The sequence below is a fragment of the Hydrogenophaga sp. UC242_50 genome (assembly GCF_042697355.1).
Lineage (GTDB): Bacteria > Pseudomonadota > Gammaproteobacteria > Burkholderiales > Burkholderiaceae_C > Hydrogenophaga.
In genome coordinates, this window is sequence record NZ_CP170553.1 from 3629392 (window position 1) to 3648068 (window position 18677).

Annotated in this window: 11 protein-coding genes and 4 pseudogenes; 2 read left to right on the forward strand and 13 right to left on the reverse strand. The window is 70.3% G+C overall.

The window, feature by feature from the left end:
* Positions 1-83: 83 nt before the first annotated feature.
* From ACFJGX_RS18480 to ACFJGX_RS18500, 5 genes and pseudogenes are all read right to left on the reverse strand, one after another.
* Positions 84-1385 (reverse strand): annotated as a pseudogene (locus ACFJGX_RS18480) (acyltransferase domain-containing protein); the annotation flags it as partial.
* A 304-nt stretch (positions 1386-1689) separates the two neighbouring features.
* Positions 1690-3105: pseudogene (locus tag ACFJGX_RS18485) on the reverse strand (type I polyketide synthase); the annotation flags it as partial.
* Positions 3105-7622: an SDR family NAD(P)-dependent oxidoreductase gene (locus ACFJGX_RS18490; RefSeq protein ID WP_382324585.1), complete on the reverse strand. Its 4518-nt coding sequence runs from the start codon at positions 7620-7622 to the stop codon at positions 3105-3107. The gene ACFJGX_RS18490 and the pseudogene ACFJGX_RS18485, both read right to left, overlap by 1 nt.
* Complete coding sequence (locus tag ACFJGX_RS18495; RefSeq protein WP_382326752.1) at positions 7619-8128, reverse strand: thioesterase II family protein; 510 nt, start codon at positions 8126-8128, stop codon at positions 7619-7621. Before ACFJGX_RS18495 ends, ACFJGX_RS18490 begins: the two co-directional genes overlap by 4 nt.
* Before the next feature lie 71 nt (positions 8129-8199).
* A pseudogene (locus ACFJGX_RS18500) lies at positions 8200-8400 on the reverse strand (thioesterase II family protein); the annotation flags it as partial.
* Positions 8401-8753: 353 nt separating this feature from the next.
* Here ACFJGX_RS18500 and ACFJGX_RS18505 point away from each other — a divergent pair.
* Positions 8754-9455: a 4'-phosphopantetheinyl transferase family protein gene (locus ACFJGX_RS18505; RefSeq protein ID WP_382324581.1), complete on the forward strand. Its 702-nt coding sequence runs from the start codon at positions 8754-8756 to the stop codon at positions 9453-9455.
* Positions 9456-9463: 8 nt separating this feature from the next.
* Here ACFJGX_RS18505 and ACFJGX_RS18510 read toward each other — a convergent pair whose 3' ends face one another.
* The gene (locus tag ACFJGX_RS18510) at positions 9464-10621 is read right to left on the reverse strand and encodes an acyltransferase family protein (RefSeq protein ID WP_382324579.1); all 1158 of its coding nucleotides are present in this window, start codon (positions 10619-10621) and stop codon (positions 9464-9466) included.
* A 341-nt stretch (positions 10622-10962) separates the two neighbouring features.
* Between ACFJGX_RS18510 and ACFJGX_RS18515 the strand changes: the two genes are divergently transcribed.
* Positions 10963-12384, forward strand: coding sequence for an oligosaccharide flippase family protein (locus ACFJGX_RS18515; protein ID WP_382326754.1), 1422 nt, complete (start codon positions 10963-10965; stop codon positions 12382-12384).
* Positions 12385-12407: 23 nt separating this feature from the next.
* On the opposite strand, the gene ACFJGX_RS18520 is transcribed toward ACFJGX_RS18515, so the two are convergent.
* The 7 genes and pseudogenes from ACFJGX_RS18520 to ACFJGX_RS18550 all read right to left on the reverse strand — a co-directional run bounded on the left by ACFJGX_RS18520 (position 12408) and on the right by ACFJGX_RS18550 (position 18470).
* Positions 12408-13031, reverse strand: coding sequence for an O-antigen ligase family protein (locus ACFJGX_RS18520; protein WP_382326755.1), 624 nt, complete (start codon positions 13029-13031; stop codon positions 12408-12410).
* Positions 13032-13218: 187 nt separating this feature from the next.
* A pseudogene (locus ACFJGX_RS18525) lies at positions 13219-13722 on the reverse strand (DUF5935 domain-containing protein); the annotation flags it as partial.
* Between the two features lie 8 nt (positions 13723-13730).
* Positions 13731-13892 carry a hypothetical protein gene (locus ACFJGX_RS18530; protein WP_382158240.1) on the reverse strand — a complete coding sequence of 54 codons (162 nt, stop codon included), beginning with the start codon at positions 13890-13892 and terminating at the stop codon, positions 13731-13733.
* Complete coding sequence (locus tag ACFJGX_RS18535) at positions 13889-15079, reverse strand: glycosyltransferase family 4 protein (protein ID WP_382324576.1); 1191 nt, start codon at positions 15077-15079, stop codon at positions 13889-13891. Before ACFJGX_RS18535 ends, ACFJGX_RS18530 begins: the two co-directional genes overlap by 4 nt.
* A complete protein-coding gene (locus ACFJGX_RS18540) occupies positions 15064-16611 on the reverse strand; it encodes a hypothetical protein (RefSeq protein WP_382324575.1) in 1548 nt (515 codons plus the stop codon). Before ACFJGX_RS18540 ends, ACFJGX_RS18535 begins: the two co-directional genes overlap by 16 nt.
* A 3-nt stretch (positions 16612-16614) precedes the next feature.
* Positions 16615-17814, reverse strand: a complete 1200-nt coding sequence (locus ACFJGX_RS18545) for a glycosyltransferase family 4 protein (RefSeq protein WP_382324573.1) — start codon at positions 17812-17814, stop codon at positions 16615-16617.
* Entirely contained in the window at positions 17811-18470 is a 660-nt protein-coding gene (locus ACFJGX_RS18550; RefSeq protein WP_382326756.1) for a glycosyltransferase, read from the reverse strand. Before ACFJGX_RS18550 ends, ACFJGX_RS18545 begins: the two co-directional genes overlap by 4 nt.
* Between the last annotated feature and the right edge of the window lie 207 nt (positions 18471-18677).

Below are 18677 nucleotides of genomic sequence, written 5' to 3' on the forward strand. Positions count from 1 at the left end.
CACCCATCGCCATCGAGCGCCTGGTGCAATTCGAGGTCCACGGCGCCACCCTCGTCCAGCGTGGCCGAGACCTGCCAGCGCGTGGCCGGCTCGTCCGCCTCGGCGATGACCAGCGGGCGCGAGAGCGTGAAGCCGGTGAGCCGCACGGCGTCGGCCCGCAGCAGGTCGCGCGCGGCCGCGCCCAGCACGTCCATCATGGCGGCGGCCGGCATCAGCAGGCGGCCGAAGATGCGGTGGTCGTTCAGCCAGGCGTGCGCGGCGGAGGCATCACCCTCGTGGATGCGCATCTTCTGGCTCGCCATGGGCAGGCGCCGGCCGAGCAAGGGGTGCACGGCCGCGCCCTGTGCCGTTGAAACGCTCGGGGTCGAAACAGGGCGCGGGCGGATCCAGTGGCGCTTGCGCTGCCAGGGGTAGGCCGGCAGCGGCACCACCTGCCCGCCGTCGGGCTGGAGCGCGTCCCAGGCCGGCATGAGGCCGGCGGCGTACAGGCCGGCGCAGGCCTGCAGCAGGGTTTCGCGCTCGGGCTTGCCGCGGCGCAGCGAGGTCAGCAAACGGGGCTCCACCTCCGCACCGGCCAGGCATTCGGCGATCGAGGCGCCGAGCACCGGGTGGGGGCCGATTTCGAGGAACACGTCGAAGCCGTCGTCCGCCATGGCCTGGATGGCCGGGGCGAAGCGCACCGTCTGGCGCACGTTGCGGCCGAAGTAGCCGACGTCGAGCGGCTGCGGGTCGAGCAAGGCGCCCGTGACGGTGGAGTAGACCGGCACGCCCGGCGCCGCGCAGCGCAGGCCCGCGAGTTCGTCGGTGAGCCGCTGCTGGAACGGCGCCATCTGGGCGCTGTGGAAGGCGTACTGCACCGGCAGCATGCGGTGGGCCACGCCGCGCGCCGTGAGCTGGTCGAGCGCCTCGTCCAGGGCCTTCGCGTCGCCCGAGAGCACCACGCTGCGCGGCCCGTTGAGCGCGGCCACGGAGAGTTGGCCGTTCCACGGCGTCACGAATTCGTCGGCGGCTTCGGCGCTCAGGCCGACCGAGGCCATGCGACCCAGGCCGGTGGCCTGCTGCATGGTGCGGCCCCGATGCCAGACGACGCGGATCGCGTCGGGCAACGGGAGCACACCCGCCACGTGCAGCGCGGCCATCTCGCCGATGCTGTGGCCCACCAGGCCATCGGGCTGGATGCCCCAGGATTTCCAGAGCGCCACCAGCGCCACCTGCAAGGCGAACAGCGCGGGCTGCGCCACCTCGGTTTCGCCGAGCCGCGAGTGCGCTTCGTCCGCCGCCAGGGCGTCCAGCAGCGACCAGCCCGAGAGCGGGCGCAGCAGCGCGTCGCACTCGGTCATCACCGCGCGGAACACGGGCTCGCTGGCCAGCAGTTCGCGGCCCATGGCGTGCCACTGCGGCCCCTGCCCGCTGAACACGAAGGCCACGCGCGGCAGCGCGATGGACGAGCGCTGGCCGCTGGCCAGCGCCGGCGCGTCTTCGCCGAGCGCGAACTGGTTCAGGCGCGCGGCGATGTCTTGAGCCGACTGGCCGACCACGGCCAGGCGCACATCGTGGTGCGTGCGGCGCTCGGCGGCGGTGAACACGGCATCGGGCAGGGCCACCACGCCCTGGGTGAGGAAACCGGCCCGAACGCTGCGCCACGGCGCGCAGGGCCTCGGGGCTTTTGGCCGACAGGGGCAGCAGGTGCCCGGTGCCGTCGCCGGGCGGGGACGGCTCGGCCGGCAGCGCCGGGGCCTCTTCCACGATCACGTGGGCGTTGGTGCCGCCCACGCCGAAGGAACTCACGGCGGCGCAGCGCGCCTGTGCGCCACGCGGCCAGGGCGTGAGCGCGGTGGCCACGGCCAGGCGCGTGCCGGCGAGCGAGATGTGGTGGCTCAGGCGGGTGAAATTGGGTTGCGGCGGGATCGCCTCGTGCTGCAGCGCCAGCACGGCCTTGATCAGGCCGACCACACCGGCGCCCGCTTCGAGGTGGCCGATGTTGGCCTTGGCCGCGCCGATGTAGCAGGTGCCGGCGCCGGGCGCGGGCTGGCCCACGGTGGCGGCCAGGGCCTCCACCTCGATCGGGTCGCCCAGCGCGGTGCCGGTGCCATGGGCCTCCACGAAGCCGATGCGGTGGGGTTCGAGCTGCGCGTTGTCCAGCGCCTCGCGCACCATGGCCTGCTGGGCCAGGCCGTTGGGGGCGGCCAGCAGCGTGGAGTGGCCGTCGGAGTTCACGGCCGAGCCGCGCAGCACGCCGAGCACGCGGTCGCCATCGGCCACCGCGTCGGCCAGGCGCTTGAGCACCACCACGCCACAGCCTTCGCCCCGGCCGAAGCCGTCGGCCGATTCGTCGAAGGTCTTGCAGCGGCCGTCGGGCGCCATGAAGCCGACCTTGGACAGCGAGACCATCAACTCGGGCGAGATCATCAGCGACACGCCACCGGCCACCGCGAGATCGCTTTCGCCGCTGCGCAGGCTCTGGCAGGCCAGGTGGATCGCCACCAGCGAGGACGAGCAGGCGGTGTCGATCGACAGGCTGGGGCCGCGCAGGTCCAGCAGGTAGGACAGCCGGTTGGCGACCACGCTGTGCAGCGTGCCGGTGAGCGTGCGCGCGTCGACGGCGGCCAGGTCGTTGTGCTGCATCTGCGCGTAGTCGCTGTGGTAGCTCGCGATGTACACGCCGGTGCGGCTGCCTTGGAGGCGCGCCTCGGACAGGCCGGCGTCGTCCAGCGCCTCGATGGCGACTTCGAGCAACAGGCGCTGCTGGGGATCCATGCGCTCGGCCTCGCGCGGCAGCACGCCGAAGTACGCGGCGTCGAAGCCGTCGATGCGGTCGAGGAAGCCACCCCATTTGGTGAGCGACTTCGCGGGTGCGGCGGCATCGGTGCTGTACCAGGCATCACCGTCCCAGCGGTCGGCGGGCACTTCGCGGATCGCCTCGCGGCCATCGCGCAGCAGTTCCCACAGATCGGCCGGCGACTCCACGCCGCCGGGCGTGCGGCAGCCCATGCCGACCACGGCGATGGGGTCGGCGCGCAGCACCGGCTCGGCCGATTCGCGCAATTGCCGCGCCATCAGCGCGAGCTTGAGGGCGGACAGGCCTTTGAGCGCGTCGGATGCCATCAGCCTCCTCCCCGGCGGCGGTTGCCGCGCAGCGCCAGCAAGGCGTCTTCATCGGACAGGGCGGCCACGACGGGCGCGGCCGGTGGTGGGGGGGCATCCTGGGCCGGTGGCGCCACCGGCGCGGCGGCATCGGCGCCCGCCAGATGCGCGGCCAGCGCTTCCACCGTGGGGTAGTTCCAGGCCAGGGTCGCCGACAGCGAGCGGCCCGTGGCGGCTTCGAGCCGGTTGCGCAGTTCCATCGCCATCAAGGAGTTCAGTCCCATCGAGCCCAAGGCCTTGCGCGGGTCCAGGCGCGCGGGCGCGATGCGCAGCACCGCCCCCACGGCTTCCTTCACCAGGCCCTCCAGCAGGCGGCGCCGTTCGGCCGGCGCTGCCGTGGCGAGTTGTTCACCCAGGCCCGTGGTGGCGACCGGTGCCGCCGGCAAGGCGGCCAGCAGGTCGCGGCAAAGCGGCGCGGAGCGGCCGGCCCGTGCCATCGCGAAGGCCGCCCAGTCCAGAGGCACCACGATCAGGTGCGCCTCGCGGCGCTGGCACAGCCAGGGGAACAGCGCGGCGCCTTGCGCGGGCTCGAACGCCCGGATGCCCTGGCGCTCCATCTGCGCGACGTTCCGGGCACCGGCGTCGTCGTGCACGAGGCCCGTGCCGGCCCACACGCCCCAGCCGATGCTGAGCGCGGGCAGGCCGCGCGCGCGCCGGTCCTGCGCCAGCGCGTCCAGCCCGGCGTTGGCGGCCGCGTAGTTGGCCTGGCCCGCCTGCGCGAACACGGCGCCGGTGGAGGAAAAGGTGACGAACAGGTCGAGGTCGGGCAGCAACTGGTCCAGCCAGCGCGCGCCCTGCAGCTTGGGCCGCAGCACCGCGTCGAAGGCGGCCTCGTCCATCTGGCTGGCCAGGCGGTTGTCGAAGGTGCCGGCGGCGTGCACCACGCCCCGGATCGCCGGCCAGGCCTCGGCGGCGTAGCGCGCGAGGAAGGCTTGCAACTGATCCTTGTCGGCCACGTCCACCGCGGCGACGTGCACCGAGGCGCCCTGGGCTTCGAGCGCGCGCACGGCGGCCACGCGCCGGCCTTCGGCACTGGCGGGGTCGAGCGCGCCCCAGACCGCGCGCTCGGGCAAGGGGGTGCGGCCCAGCAGCACCAGCCGGCGCGCCCCGCCTTCCACCATGGCCCGTGCCACGTGGCCGGCCACGCCGCCCAGGCCTCCGGTGATGAGGTAGGCCGCGTCGGCGCGCCACGCAAAGGGCTGCGCCAGGCGGTCGCGCTCGGCGCGCGCCAGGCACAGGACATGGCGATAGGGGCCGCGCCAGGCGACCTGGTCTTCGCCATCGGCGCACAGCAGGTGGTCCGCCAACGCGCCTGCGCCGCGGGCGGCGTCGAAGTCCGCGCCGAGGTCGATCAGACCGCCCCAGTGTTCGGGGTGCTCTTCGGCGAGCACGCGGGCGCTGCCCCAGAGCGCGCCTTGCTGCAGCTGCACGCGCTCGCCCGGCACCACCGCCTGGGCAGCCTGGGTGATGAACCAGAGGCGGGCGTCGGAGCCCGCGCTGCGCAGAGCGCGCAGCGCCTGCAAAGGGAGAAACGGCGCCGTGGCGTCCTCTTTCGCCCAGAGCACCACATGGTCGCAAGGCTCGGCAAGCGCGGCGTGCAGCCCGGCCAGCGGCACGCCGCGCGCCTGCATGCCCGAGGCGCGCAGCGCGGCCACCAGGGCCTCGTCGGCCGCACCGACCACCAGCCAGCGCGAAGCGCGCGGCGCGCTGTCGTGGGAAGGGTCGCTGGCGGTCCATTGGAGCTGGTACAGCCAGTCCAGCGAAGCGGCGTCCGGCTTGCGGGTCGGGCCCGGCGCGCCGCTGGCGTTGAAGCTCGGCACCTCGGCCGCGTCGGCCCAGTGCCGTTCTCGCTGCCAGGGATAGGAAGGCAGGTCCACCCAGCGGCCCGGCGCCGGCTGGCTCGCGCGCCAGTCCACGGGAATACCGTGCGTCCACAGGGCGCCCAGTGCGGCGCGGGCCCCCAGGCAGGCCGGCTCGTCGCGGTGGCCGCAGGCCACGGTGGCGATGTCGCGCGCGGCGATCTGCGCGGTCTGCTGCAGGGACGGCAGCAGGACCGGGTGTGGGCCGAGTTCGACGAACACGGTGATGCCCTCGGTCAGCATCTGCTCCACGGCGTGCGAGAACAGCACCGGGCGGCGCAGGTTGTCCGCCCAGTAGGCGGCGGGCATTTCATGGCCCTCGACGCGGCGCGCGCGCACGGTGGAATACAGAGGGCAGCGGGCGGCCGAGGGCGACAGGCCGTCGAGTTGCTGGGCCAGTTCCTGCGCGAGCGGCTCCATCTGCGGGCTGTGCGAGGCCACATCCACCTTCACCAACCGGCAGAAGATCTGCTCGCGCTCGAGTTCGGCCATCACGGCCTGCACCGCCTCGGGCTCGCCCGAGATGACGCTGGATCGCGGGCTGTTGCTCACCGCCACCGACAACCGGTCTTCCCGGCCTCGCAGGCGCTGGCGCGCATCCTCCATCGACAGCTCCACCAGGGCCATGGCGCCCAGGCCGCTGACGCGCCGCATGAGCCGGCTGCGCGCGCACACGATCTGCATGGCCTGCCCGATGTCGAGCACGCCGGCGATGCAGGCCGCGCCCACCTCGCCCATGCTGTGGCCCACCACCGCGTCGGGCTCCACGCCCCAGGAGCGCAGCAGCGCCGCGTAGGCGATCGCGAGGGACACCAGCACCGGCTGCACCACGTCGATGCGGTCGAGCTGGGCGTCGGCGCTGCCGGGTTCGGCCTGCAACAGGGCCAGGATGGACACGTCCAGGTAGGGCCGCGCGGCGGCATCGCACTGCGAAAGGATGTCGCGAAACACGGGCTCGTGAGCGATCAGCTGCCGCGCCATGCCGCTCCACTGCGCGCCCTGCCCGGGCACGACGAAAGCGAGCCGCGGACGCTCACCGGGGCGCGCCTGGACGCCCTCGCCTTCGCCCGAAGCGAAGCGCTGCAGGGCCTCGCGCAGCGAAGCCGCGTCCTGCGCGGCGAAAGCCGCCCGGACTTCCAGCGCCGAGCGCCGCAGCGCGGCCGCCTGGCAGAGTTCCTCCAGCGCCAGGGCCTCCGCGTCCGCGAGCCGATCGGCATACCGGGAAGCGAGCGCGCGCAAGGCCTCCGGGCTCCTGGCGGACAGCGGAAGCACCACCGCCGGGCCGGGGGCGGCGGGCGAAGCCTTCGCCTCGACCGCCGGCGCCTCCTGCAACACGACGTGGGCGTTGGTGCCCGCGATGCCGAACGAGTTGACGCCCGCCACGCGCGGGGTGCCCGATGCCGGCCAGGCCGCGAGCGAGGTCGGCACGCGAAACGGCAGCTCGCCCCAGGGCACGCCGGGATTGGGATTCACGAAATGCAGGCTGGCCGGCACCGCACCGTGGTGCAGCGCGAGCGCGGCCTTGATCAGCCCGGCCACGCCGGCCGCGCCCTCGGTGTGGCCGATGTTGGTCTTGACCGACCCGATGTGGCAGGTGCTGCCCGCCTCGCGGGCATCACCCAGCACGGCGCCCAAGGCGGCGATCTCCACCGGGTCGCCGGCGCGCGTGCCGGTGCCATGCGCTTCCACGTACGACACCTGCGAGGCGGCCACGCCGGCGTCGCGGTAGGCGGCGCGCAGCATCTCTTCGTGGCCGATGCGGCTGGGCCGGCCCATCACGCCGCTGCTGCGGCCATCGTTGTTCACCGCGCTGCCGCGAATCACCGCGTAGATGCGGTCGCCGTCGCGCACCGCGTCGGCCAGCCGCTTGAGCACCACCAGCCCGGCGCCTTCGCTGCGCACGTAGCCGTCGCCCGAGGCGTCGCCGAACTTGCAGTGGCCGTCGGCGGCCATCATGCGACTCTGCGAATAGCCGATGGTGATGTGCGGCTGCAGGATCATGTTCACGCCGCCGGCCAGGGCCAGGCGCGTCTCGCCGCTGCGCAGGCTGCGCACGGCCAGGTGCACCGCCGCCAGCGACGACGAGCAGGCCGAATCGATCGTCAGGCTCGGCCCGCGAAAGCCGAACACATAGGAGATGCGCCCCGACGAGGCGTAGCGCCCGCTGCCCAGCGTGGACGGGAAGTCGATCGCCTCGGGTTGGGCGAACAGCCGGGACTCGAAATCACTGACCCACTGGCCGATGTAGACCGCCGTGTCGCTGCCTTCGAGCTGCGGCACGTCCTGGCCGGCGTCTTCCAGCGCCTCCCAGGCCGTCTCCAGCAGCACGCGCTGCTGGGGATCGATCACCTGCGCCTCGCGCGGCGAAATGCCGAAGAAATCGGCATCGAACAGGTCCATGCGATCGAGGAAGCCCCCGCGCCGCGACATCATGCGGCCCGGGGTCGCGGGGCGGGCGTCGAAAAACCGCTGGAGGTCGATGCGGTCGGCCGGCACCTCGCCAATCGCATCCTGCCCTTCGCTCAAAAGCCGCCAGAAGCTGGCGGAGTCGATCACGCCCCCCGGGAAGCGGCACCCGATGCCCACGATGGCGACGGGTTCCTTCGAGGGGTGGTTCATGCCGAGGTCTCACGCGGCCGGGCCTCGGCCAGCAGCGGCGCCAGCGTGGCCGACAGGTCGGCCAGCAGCGGATCTTTCTGCGCCTGGAGGTAGAAGTGATCGCCCGGGAACACCCGCACGCGGAACGCGCCCTGGGTTTCGCCGCGCCAGCCGTCCAGGTGCGCGCGCGGCGTCAGCGGATCGTCCGAGCCGCCGAACACCGTGACCGGGCAGGCCAGCGGCGCGCGGGAGGCCGGCGGCAGGTGGGTCTCCAGCGCGTGGATGTCGGCCCGCAGCGCGGGCAACAGCAACGCCAGCAGCTCCTCGTGCTCGGCCACCTCGGGCGGAATGCCACCGTAGCGGCGGTTGATCTCGGTCACGAAATCGGCGTCCGACAGGACGTGCAGCAGGGGATCGGGGTTGGGCCAGTGCGGCGGCCGCCGGCCCGAGACGAACAGGTGGCGCGGCATCGGCGCGCCGGTCGCGTGCAGCGCACGCGCCACTTCGCTCGAGAGCACGGCACCCATGCTGTCGCGGGAAAAAAGGCGAACGGCAGATCGAGATGGGGTTGCAGCGCGGCCACCACGGCGCTGACGAGCTCGGGCAGGTGCGTCATCGCGGGCTCGTTCAGGCGGTTGGCGCGGCCAGGCAGCTGGATCGCGCAGAGCTCCAGATCGGCGGGCAGCGCAAGCGACCAGGGCCGGTACACGGCCGCGCCCACCCCGGCATGGGGAAAGCAGAACAGGCGGGCCCGCGCCTGCGGCCTGGGCGTGAAGCGTTGCAACCACAGGCTGTTCATCGCGCGCCCCACAGCCAGGCTGAAGATGGCGTCCCGATGGTCACGGTTGTTCCGCGGTCAGGATGTGAAGCGGTCCAGCGTTTCATCGTGTCGTCCCTTGCGATTCACCCCCCGCCACCATCGCGCGGCGAGGCGTGAACGTCTCTGCCTTCATGAAAGAATGATGTTACCAAACGTAGCATCGTGACAACGCGAAAGTACCTGCCATTAAGTGCATTTCCGCACACTTGGGGACGGGGCAGCAGTGAGGTAGTACTAGGTTGTCGCACTGCACTGGAAAGTGCTCGTGCACTATAGACGAATCCCTTCTCCTCCCAGCCCGGAAATATGACCATTCAAGCAGCCTTTTCCGCATGACCGCCACGCACCTGACCTCACCCGAAGCCATCGGCATCACCCTCTGGCTCGTCGACCTGAGCCTGCCCTCGTCGGACCCCGGCGATCCCGACCAGGTCGCGCTGCTCAGCGCGACCGAAAGGGCCAAGGCCGGCCGCTTCCATTTCGAGCGCGATGCCCGCCGTTACCGCGCCAGCCACACGGCGCTGCGCCAGCTGCTGGCGCAGGTCACGGGCCAGCCCGCGCGCGTCCTGAGCTTCGTCGAAGGCCCGTTCGGCAAACCGCGCCTGCGGGGCGAGGGGCAGCCCCACTTCAACATGAGCCACAGCGGCGACTGGGCGCTGATCGGGCTTTGCGCCGACGCGCCGATCGGCGTGGACATCGAGGTGCCACGGGAGATGAACGACCTCGAATCGCTGGCGCAGCGCAATTTTTCCCCGGCCGAGTTCCTGGCCCTGTGCGCGGTCGATCCGGACCAGCGCCTGGAGGCCTTCCTGCGCTGCTGGACCCGCAAGGAAGCCTGCCTCAAAGCCCTGGGCAGCGGCCTGTCCATCGAGCCCGGGGTGTTCGAGGCGGGGATCGAGACCGAGCCTCGGTTCACCGCGATCGACGTCCAGGGTCAGGCCTGTGCCATGGCGGTGCACAGCCTGGCACTGCCATTCCCCGGCCAGGCCGCCTGCGCGCGCCTGGCGGACACCGACCGCCACCTGGCGATGTAGCACGGCTTTCAGGCGCCCGCGCGGGGCCGGTCGCGGCGCCACCAGGCACCGGCGTTCCACAGGCTCAGCAGGCGCGCGCGGTACCAGTCGCGCCGCAGCTCGCCCACCTGGGCCAGCGCCCAGGTGGCGGCCAGCACCGCCAGCAGGAGCAGGCCGTACAGGCCCCAGCCGGGCTGCGACAGGCCCAGGGCGCTGGCGAACACCAGCAGGGTGAAATGGATCAGGTAGAAGCTGAAGGTGAAGCCGGCGAGCCGCTGGATCCAGCGCGCTCCGGCCCCCTTGAAGTCCCATTCACAACGCGCGCAGCCGATGACGAAGCCCGCGAAGATCAGGGCCACCACGTAGTCCGACAGCACATGGACTGTGGAACCCGGGTCGAAAGGCACGGGCAGGACCTGGCTGAAACCGGCGTACAGGCGGCGCGATGCCTCGTCGGTCACGCCCCGCAGGCCCGACAGGAAAAACACCAGGTAGGCGGCCACGGCAAGGCCCATGAGCAACCGTGCGGCGCGCGGCCCCATCCGCAGGCCGGGCAGGCGCCGCTGGAGCCAGACGCCCAGCAGCCAGACCGGCAGCAGCAGCACGATGCGCGGCCCCATCACGGCCAGTACCCCGATCAGGGCGACCCAGCGCAGCGGCCCGCGCAGAAACAGGGCCACGCCGAACAACACGTAGTACCAGACCTCGTAACCGAGCGACCAGTACGGTGCCATGCTGAACGGCTGGATGGCGCCGAACCAGGTCTCGCCCAGAAACAACCAGTGGAACGGCAGGTAGAACCAGAGCCTGGGGTACTGCCAGTCGGGTGTGTACAGGCTGGGGTTGAGCCGCATCCCGACCAGATCGATGGCCAGGGCCAGCAGCACCGCGGGCAGCGCGACGGAGTACACGCGCGAGAGGCGCGCCAGCGCGTACCGCCCTCCGCTGAGCTGGCGATCGCGGGTGGTGTGCGCGATCACCAGGCCGGAGATCACGAAGAAGGCGATCACCGCATCATCGGCCGACCGGTGCCAGGTGAGCGTGAGCGCCGGCGGCGCCACCTCGAGGTAGACCGAATGCCCGATGTAGACCGCCAGGGCCGCGAGCACGCGGCACAGGTCCAGCCACACGGAGAGCGCGGGCGTCATCGTCGCGGCAGGGCGCGCGGCATCGCTGGTCGCGGGCATGGGGGAACTCCGTCTGGGGGGGATGCTCAATGTAACAAATAGTTGACAAAGTGGACCCGCAAAAGTGGTGGGATTCCGCATTGCTTCACATCTGGCGAGGAATCGAATGCCCCAAACGCGACGAAACCCGTACACACTGCCGTACCACTGGAAAACCTTCGAAACCAGACGCCGTCGAGTCATGTCGGCTCACTACAATGCCACGCAACACCTGAGCCCCCCGTGAACCGCCCAGAGGCACTCGCCACCGCCGCGCCGCCGCACCCGCGTGCCCCCCTGCCCCAACGAAAATCCGGGAACCTCCGTTGAACATAAGAAAAAAAATCGGCCTGCAGTTTTTGGTGAGCAATGGCGCCACGGTCGCCAATTTCGCCCTGTCGGTCATCCTGGCGCGCCTGCTGACCCCCACGGACATCGGCATCTTCTCGATGAGCGCCATCCTCATCACCTTCGCGCACGTGTTCCGCGACTTCGGTGTGTTCTCCTACATCGTCAAGGAGAAGGAGGTCACGCAGCAGACCATCCGCACCGCGCTGGGCGTGCTGCTGGTGACGTCCTGGACCGTCGCCGCCATCCTGTTCTTCACGTCCGATGTGTGGTCGGTGTTCTTCAAGACACCCGAGGTCGGCGACGTGGTCAAGGTGCTGGCCATCGGCTTCGTCTTCATTCCGTTCGGCTCCATCCCCTACGCCCTGCTCACGCGCAACCTGGAGGTCAAGCGCACCTCCAAGGTCATGGCGATCTCGGTGGTGACCTACTTCATCACCACCATCGCCCTGGCCTACACCGGCCATCGCCACATGACCATGGCCTGGGCCAACCTGGTCAACATCATCGTCACGGGCGCGGCCTACCACTGGTACTCCACCACGCCCATCCCGTGGCTGCCCAGCCTCAAGGGCTGGAAGAAGATCACCCACTTCGGCACCGGCACCATCGTCACCTCCACCGTCGCCGCCCTGGACGCGGCGCTGCCCGACGTGATGCTGGGCAAGATGAGCACGCCCGCGGCCGTGGGCTATTTCAGCAAGGCCGCCTCGGCGGTCTCGCTGCCCTACACGGTGCTCAAGTCGACCATCGACTATTTCGCGCTGCCCTACCTCTCCAAGCTGCACCACGCCAACGAAGACATGGCGGCGGCGATCCAGCAGGCTTCGTCGTACATCTCCGTGGTCATCATCCCCGCCATGGTGTGGATGATGGTGATGGACCGGGAGATCATCCTGTTCCTGTTCGGTCCGCAGTGGGTGCGCAGCATCGACGTGATCCCCTGGCTGTGCCTCACGGGGGCCGCCGGCATCCTCTTTCGCCTGGTCACACCCGCGCTCACCAGCATCGGCAAGCCGTATGCGGCCGCCGTGCCCTCGCTGCTGGTGCTGTTGATCAAGGTGGTGCTGGCCGTCATGCTGTTCGACGGCACCCTGGTGAGCTTCGGCATCGCCATGGCCATCGGCCAGATCGTGGGCATTCCGCTCTACGTCATGGTCAACAAGGTCTACTTCGGGCTGGGCGTGCGCCAGTGGCTGCGGGGCAATGTGCCCATCGTGCTGATCTCGCTGATCACCGGGACCTTCAGCTACGCGCTCAAGACCTACGTGCACCCCAACTTCCCGATCTTCTTCAGCCTGCTGTTCAACGGCGTGATGTTCGTCGCCGCCTGGTACGCCTGCATCATGCTGATGAAGCCGCCGATCGAAGCCGAGCTGCGGCGCTTCCAGGACAGCGCGGTGGCCTTGATCTTCAAGAAGGACGCGGCGGGCTGAACGGCCCCCCGCGCCCACCGGCCTCAGGCCGGGGCTGGCGGCGGCACCTTGCCGGCCGCCACGGTCTTGCGGACGTGCTGCTTGAGCACCTCCATCAGGATCAGGAAGATGTAGGGCAGCTCGAAGTAGGCGGCGCTGAGCAGCGAGCCCGTCACCACGAAGGCCAGCAGGGCGGCGCCCAGCATGTCGGCCAGGTCGGACGCCCAGCGCAGCGAGGGCCCTCGCGCCTTGGTCAGCTTCAGGATTTCCCGGCGCGTGAGGAAGGCATTCGCGACCAGCGCGACGAACAGCAGGAAGCCGATGAAGCCCATGTCGCCCATCACCTCGAACCAGATGCTGTGCGCGGCCAGGCCCGAGGGGCTGCTTGGCGCGACCTCGATGAAGGGCAGCAAGGTGGGGCCATCCTTGAACGAGTCCCAGAGCGCGGACGACTGCACGGCCCGGAAACCGCCACCGAAGACCGGGTTGGACAGGGCAATGGACGAGCTCACCCGCCAGGCGCCGAAACGGCCCAGCAGGGAATCGTCTTCCTTCGCGGTCTTGATGGTCTCCATGCGCTCGGACCACGAATCGGGCGCCAGCTGCACCACCACCGCCACGCTGATGGCCACGATCACGATGCCGATCATGCGGTTGCGGCTCTTCATGAGGATGAAGAAGACGATCACGCACAGGCCGATCAGGGCGCCGCGCGAGGCCGTGGCGCACCACGGCGAAGGCCGTGAGCGGCAGCAGCACGGCAAAGCCGATCTTGGCCAGCTTGCGCGAGGAGATCTGGTAGAGGTAGTACAGCAGCGGCAACACCATCAGCAGCACCATCGCGAAGTGATTGTTGTCCCCGAACTTGGCGATGCCGCGCGCGTTGTGCCCGCCGCCGCTGGCGATGAATTTCAGCCCATCGAGGGCGCCGTGAAAGCTCGTCGCCAGCACCACCATCACCACCATGGCATGGATGCGGTAACGCGAGGTCACGAACACCGGCATCAACAGGCAGAACAGCACGGTCTTGACCAGGTTGCCGAAGAGCTCCCAGTTGCGGTCCAGGCCTGGGTAGGCGAACAGCGCGACAAAGAAGCCGTGCACCGCGAACAGCATCATCAGCACCGTGGTGCGGTTGATCTCGATGCGCTCGAAGCGGTCGCCCCGGCGCATCAGCAGCGAGGCCATGGTGACCAGAGCGAACAGCTGCACGAAGGGCACGGCGCCCATGAAGCCGTGCACGTAGCTGTTCATGGCGATCAGGCCGGCCCAGCCCCACAGCAGGTAGCCGATGAAGGCATTCGAAAAGCCCAGGGGCACGAAGAGCAGCACGGCCCCGAAGACCAGCAGGTCACGCATGGCGGTTCCTAGTTCCTTTTCTTCGGCGCGGGCGGTGCGTCATCGGTGAGCACCTCGTAGGAGAAGAAGCCCATGTCGGGCGTCTTCGGATCGCGGGCCTTGCGCCGCACCGCCAGCAAGAGCAGCGCGAGCAGCACCAGTTCGGCCAACAGCAGCAAGCCTTCGGTCATGCGAACCTCCTGAAGATGTCGAGTTGCCCCTGGGTGGTGGAATCCCAGGAAAAGGTTTCGGCGTGCGCGCGCGTGGCCGCGCGCGGGGGCAGGTCGCCCATCAGCCGGCCCCAGGCCTCGGCCAGGGCCGGCCCGTCACGGCGCGCCATCAGCAGGCCGGCGGCGTGCTGGCTGACCACCTCGGGCGTGCCCCAGATGTTGGTGGCGATCACCGGCGTGCCACAGGCCATGGCCTCCAGCAGCACATTGGCCCAGCCTTCGCGGCTGGAACACAGGGCCAGCGCATCGGCCGCGCTGTACCACCACTTGAGTTCGGTCTGCGGCACCACGCCCACCCAGCGCACGCGCTCGCTCACGCCCAGGCGCGCCGCCAGCGCCTTCAAGGCGCCCTGCTCCGGCCCGCCCCCGGCCACCAGCAAGGTCACGCCCGGCATGGCGGGCAGCGCCTCGATCGCGATGTGGTGGCCCTTGCGCTCGATCAGGTGGCCCACCGACAGCAGGTACGGCCCCTGCACATCCAGGCCCAGGCGCTGCCTCGCGGCCTCGCGCGGCTCGGGGGTGAAGCGCTCGAGGTCGACGCCGTTGCGCAAGGTGTTGAGCTTGCCCGGGTCCGCGCCGAGGGCGGCGAGCGAATCCATGAGCGCACGGCACACGCCGATGGAGGCCTGCGCCTGTGCGGCGGTCTGGAGGATGAGCTTGCGGGGAAAGGGGTACTCGGGAATGAGGTTCAGGTCGGTGCCGCGCGCGGTCACGACGAAGGGCTTTTTCAGCCAGCGCGCCAGCAGCCCGGCGGCCACCCCGTCGGGGTAGTAGTAGTGGGCGTCGATCAGGTCGAAATCGAAGCCCTGCTTCTGCAGGCGCCGCACCGTCGCCAGGGCCCCCAGGGCCATGGTGTAGGGCGCGAGGTTCATGCCGACCTTGGGCAGCAGCAGGTAACGTGGGTGGTGCACTTCCAGCCCGTTGCGCTGCTCCAGGCGCGGCGTGGCCGCGAACTGGGCGTATTCACCGAAGCGGGGCGACTTCAGCGGGAACCAGGGCACGGGCGCCACCACCTTGGCCTGGACCTGCCCGGTTTTCAGCAGCTCGCGCAGGCGGGTCTCGACGAAGATGCCGTGGATGGGCCGCACCTCGCTCGGGTACAGGCTGGAGAACAGCAGGATGCGAAGGGGCTTCAGGGATTTTTGCATTCGAACACCATCACACCTTCAAAACTTTTCCGGGACGTCTCGCGCCCCTGCGGGCAGGGCTGGGCCTTGTCGCGGTCGTTGTTGTCGCCCACCAGGTAGTAGCCGCGCGCCACCACCTCGTTGGGCAGCGGGCTGTAGCCGATCCACAGGCGTCCATGGGGCGTGTCGATGAAACGCGCCGCGCCCTTGAGGTGCAGGCGCTCCAGCCAGGTGTCGCCCAGCTTCTGGTAGATCCGGCGCCAGGTGTCGGAGTCGTCGATCTTCGCCGGATCCTGGATGGCGAGCAGGCTGCCCCAGCCCGGCCCCTGGAGGTAGCGGGCCATGGCCCAGTAGCGCACGTTGGAAGGGACGTAGATGTCGCGGCGCTCGGTGTTGTGCTGCGCGATGTGCCGGGCGACCTGGTGGAAGTCCATCTTGCGCGGGGTCTGCAGCCGCTCCCAGCCGGCGCCATACGCCGCCACGAAAACCAGCAAGGCCACCACCAGCGCCGCGCCCCACACCCGCAGGCGCGCGTCCGGCCGCAGGCGCTCGTGCAGGTGCACGGCCAGCGCCACGGCGAGGAAAGGCGCGGTGTAGGCCAGCGTGCGGTCCAGCCAGATGGGCCGCAGCACCAGCGAGATGACCCCCACCACCAGCACCGGCAGCACCACGAACGAGACCACGCAGGCCCTCACGTAGGCCGAGCCGAACACCAGCAGGTAGAACACCAGCGCCAGCACCAGGGCGGCGGCCACCGCGTACTGCGTGGTCGTGGCCCCGGGGAAGTAACCCAGCAGCCAGCCGCCGAGGGTCTGCGCCACGCTGTCGAAACTCGGCATGCGGGTGTGCGACACCGAACGGAAGCTGGCGTTCGCCAGCCAGGGCAGCAGCAACACACCCGAAATCCCGATGAACCCCAGCAGGGGCTTGAGGCGGCGGCGCTCGCCGGCCACCCAGCAGCGGATCAGCGTGTAACACAGCACCGACCCCACCGCGATGAACGCGATGCTGTGCAGCATGGACAGCGAGAGCACCAGCAGGCACATGGCCCACCAATGGCCGCGCCGGCCGTGCAGCAGCCATTGGTCGACGCAGTACCAGAGCAGCAGCACGTTGCAGCCCAGCATGGCGTACATGCGCAGGTCGGAGGCGTAGTAGATCTCGCTGCCCAGCAGCGCCGTGAAGGCCGCCGCCAGCAGCGCGGCGCGGCGGCCGGCCCGCGCGGCCACGCCCAGGTACACCACCACGATGGAACCCAGGCTCCAGAACACCGAGTTCAGGAGCAGCCAGGTGTCCTGTTTCGAGAACACGCCCCAAGCGTTGAGCTGCAGGTAGTACAGCGGCGGATGGATGTCGAAGCGCATCACCGCGACCACCACGTCCAGCGGATTCAGGTTGACGTAGCTCGCGCCGAAGATCTCGTCGTACCAGAGACCCCCATCGGCCCGGATCGCCATGAAGCGCAAGCCGAACGCGACCAGCAGCACCAGCAACAGGCCCATCAGGGCTGTGGCGCGGGAAAGGGCGGTGCCGTCAGCGGTGCTGCGCGTCATGGTTCACCTCGTCGGGGAAGCCTGGGCCAGGGAGGTCGACAGCGCCACCACCCGCCGGGCGTTGCCCGTCCAGGTGAGGCTGAGCCGGTCGATGGTGTCGTGCGCCGCGACGGCCAGCCGCTCGCGCAGGCTGTCGTCGGTGCAGAGGCGCGTCAGCGCGTCCTGCATGCCCGTGGGCACGGCCTCGTCGAACAGCAGGGCGTTGTCCTCGTGGGTCAGCACCTCCAGCAGGTTGGGGGTGGCGGGCGCCACGACGGCCTTGCCCAGCACCAGGTATTCCATCAGTTTCAGGGGCGAGGCATAGGGCGTCACGGCGGGCTGCAGGGCGACGTCGAAGGCGGCCACGTGCGCGGGCACCCGGTCGCGGTGGATCACGCCGGTGAAGGTCACGCGGTCGGCCAGGCCCAGGCGCCGGGCCTGCTGCTCGAGCGCTTCGCGCACCGGGCCGTCGCCCACCACCAGCAGGTGGGTGTGGGACGGCGCCTGCGGGGACGCCATCCAGTCGACGATGCGGTCCACGCCGTGCCAGTCGCGCACGAAGCCGGTGAAGCCCAGCACCAGGCGGCCCTGCAGGCCGAGGTGGGCCTTGGCGGTCTCCTGGGTCGGGGCCTGGGCGAAGTGCGCGCGGTTGATGCCGTTGGGGATGACCTGGATGCGCGAGTCGGGCACGCCGCGGGCGCGCACGTGGTCGGCCAGCACATTGGTCACGGGCAGCACGCAGTCCGCGCCGCGCCAGGCCACACCCTCGGCCCAGCGGGCCAGCCCCTGCAGGGCCAGGCCGCCACTGTGCTGCGAGCGTTCGAACACCAGCGGCGCGTTCACCTCCAGCAGCAAGGGAATGCCGAGCCGCTTCTTGGCCATCAGGCCGCTGAGCAGGAAGAGGTTGTAGCGTTCGTAGATGACGTCGGGCCGAAAGTCTTTCGCGGCCTTCATCAGCTTGCGGTAGGCCACCACGCTGTAGGCCAGCTCCATGAGTTCGTACAAGGCCTTGGGCATCAGGGCCTTGAGGCGGTGCACCCAGCCCATGTCGCTGCCCATCTGGCCATTGCCGCCCTGCCCTGGCGCGCTGCTTTCGGGCTCGTCGCCACCCGGACTGACCACGCGCACCTCATGCCCCTCGCTGCGCAAGGCCTCGATCATCTCTTCGATGTGCACGGCCTGGCCGTCTTTCGATGCCGTGCGGTGGTGGTACAGGATTTTCATGGGTCGAGCGGCCTCAGGCCGCCACAGAGGATCGGTGAAGTTGGCCATCGAACACCCGCTTCCATTGGGCGGTCATGAGGGCCTTGGCGTACGAGGCCTGCACCTTCTCGCGGCCGGCCCGGGCCCACGCCGGCCACAGGGGCTGCTGGTCCAGGGCGCGCGCGAGGGTGGCGGCGAACGGGCCGTCCTGCGGCTCGCAGAGGTTGTCGGGCGACACGTCCGAGAGGATGTCGCCCACGTCGCCCACGCGCGCTGCGCACCACCGGCATGCCCACCGCCATGGCTTCGAGCAGCGCGATCGGCAGTTGCTCGGTGTCCGACGACAGGGCGAACAGGTCGAAGTCCGTCAGGCGCGCGGACGGGTCCTTGAGGTAGCCGGTGAATTCCACGTCGGCGGCGACGCCGAGCTGCTGCGCCAGCGCTTCCAGCTCGCCGCGCTGCGCGCCGTCGCCGACCACGATGAGGCGGGCGGAACGCCGGGCCCGCACGTTGGCGAAAGCGCGGATGAGGCGGGCGATGTTTTTCTCCGGCCGAAGCCCGGCCACCGTGCCGATGCGCACCGGTCGGCCTTCTTCCACCGACACCGCGCGCGCCGCCGCGGGAATGTCCACGCCGTTGGGGATGAAGGTGACCCGGCGCGCCGGCAGCTTCCACACACCCGTGCGCAGAACGCTCCAGGTTGCGCGAGGCCACTACCACCGAGACGCGGTTCCAGCCCAGCAGCACGCGCCGCATCCAGACGCGGCGCGGCAGTTGCCGGGCGGCCTCTTCGGGGCCGAAGCCGTCTTCCACGTGCACGTGCGGCACCACGCGCGGCAGGTTGGCCGCCGCCCATTCGATGGCGCCCCAGTTGTAGGACAGCA

Coding starts and splice junctions, on each gene's coding strand:
- ACFJGX_RS18490 (WP_382324585.1), bottom strand. CDS start 7,622: ATGAACCACCCCTCGAAGGAACCCGTCGCCATCGTGGGCATCGGGTGC.
- ACFJGX_RS18495 (WP_382326752.1), bottom strand. CDS start 8,128: ATGGGTGCCGTGCTCTCGAGCGAAGTGGCGCGTGCGCTGCACGCGACC.
- ACFJGX_RS18505 (WP_382324581.1), top strand. CDS start 8,754: ATGACCGCCACGCACCTGACCTCACCCGAAGCCATCGGCATCACCCTC.
- ACFJGX_RS18510 (WP_382324579.1), bottom strand. CDS start 10,621: ATGCCCGCGACCAGCGATGCCGCGCGCCCTGCCGCGACGATGACGCCC.
- ACFJGX_RS18520 (WP_382326755.1), bottom strand. CDS start 13,031: ATGAAGAGCCGCAACCGCATGATCGGCATCGTGATCGTGGCCATCAGC.
- ACFJGX_RS18530 (WP_382158240.1), bottom strand. CDS start 13,892: ATGACCGAAGGCTTGCTGCTGTTGGCCGAACTGGTGCTGCTCGCGCTG.
- ACFJGX_RS18535 (WP_382324576.1), bottom strand. CDS start 15,079: ATGCAAAAATCCCTGAAGCCCCTTCGCATCCTGCTGTTCTCCAGCCTG.
- ACFJGX_RS18540 (WP_382324575.1), bottom strand. CDS start 16,611: ATGACGCGCAGCACCGCTGACGGCACCGCCCTTTCCCGCGCCACAGCC.
- ACFJGX_RS18545 (WP_382324573.1), bottom strand. CDS start 17,814: ATGAAAATCCTGTACCACCACCGCACGGCATCGAAAGACGGCCAGGCC.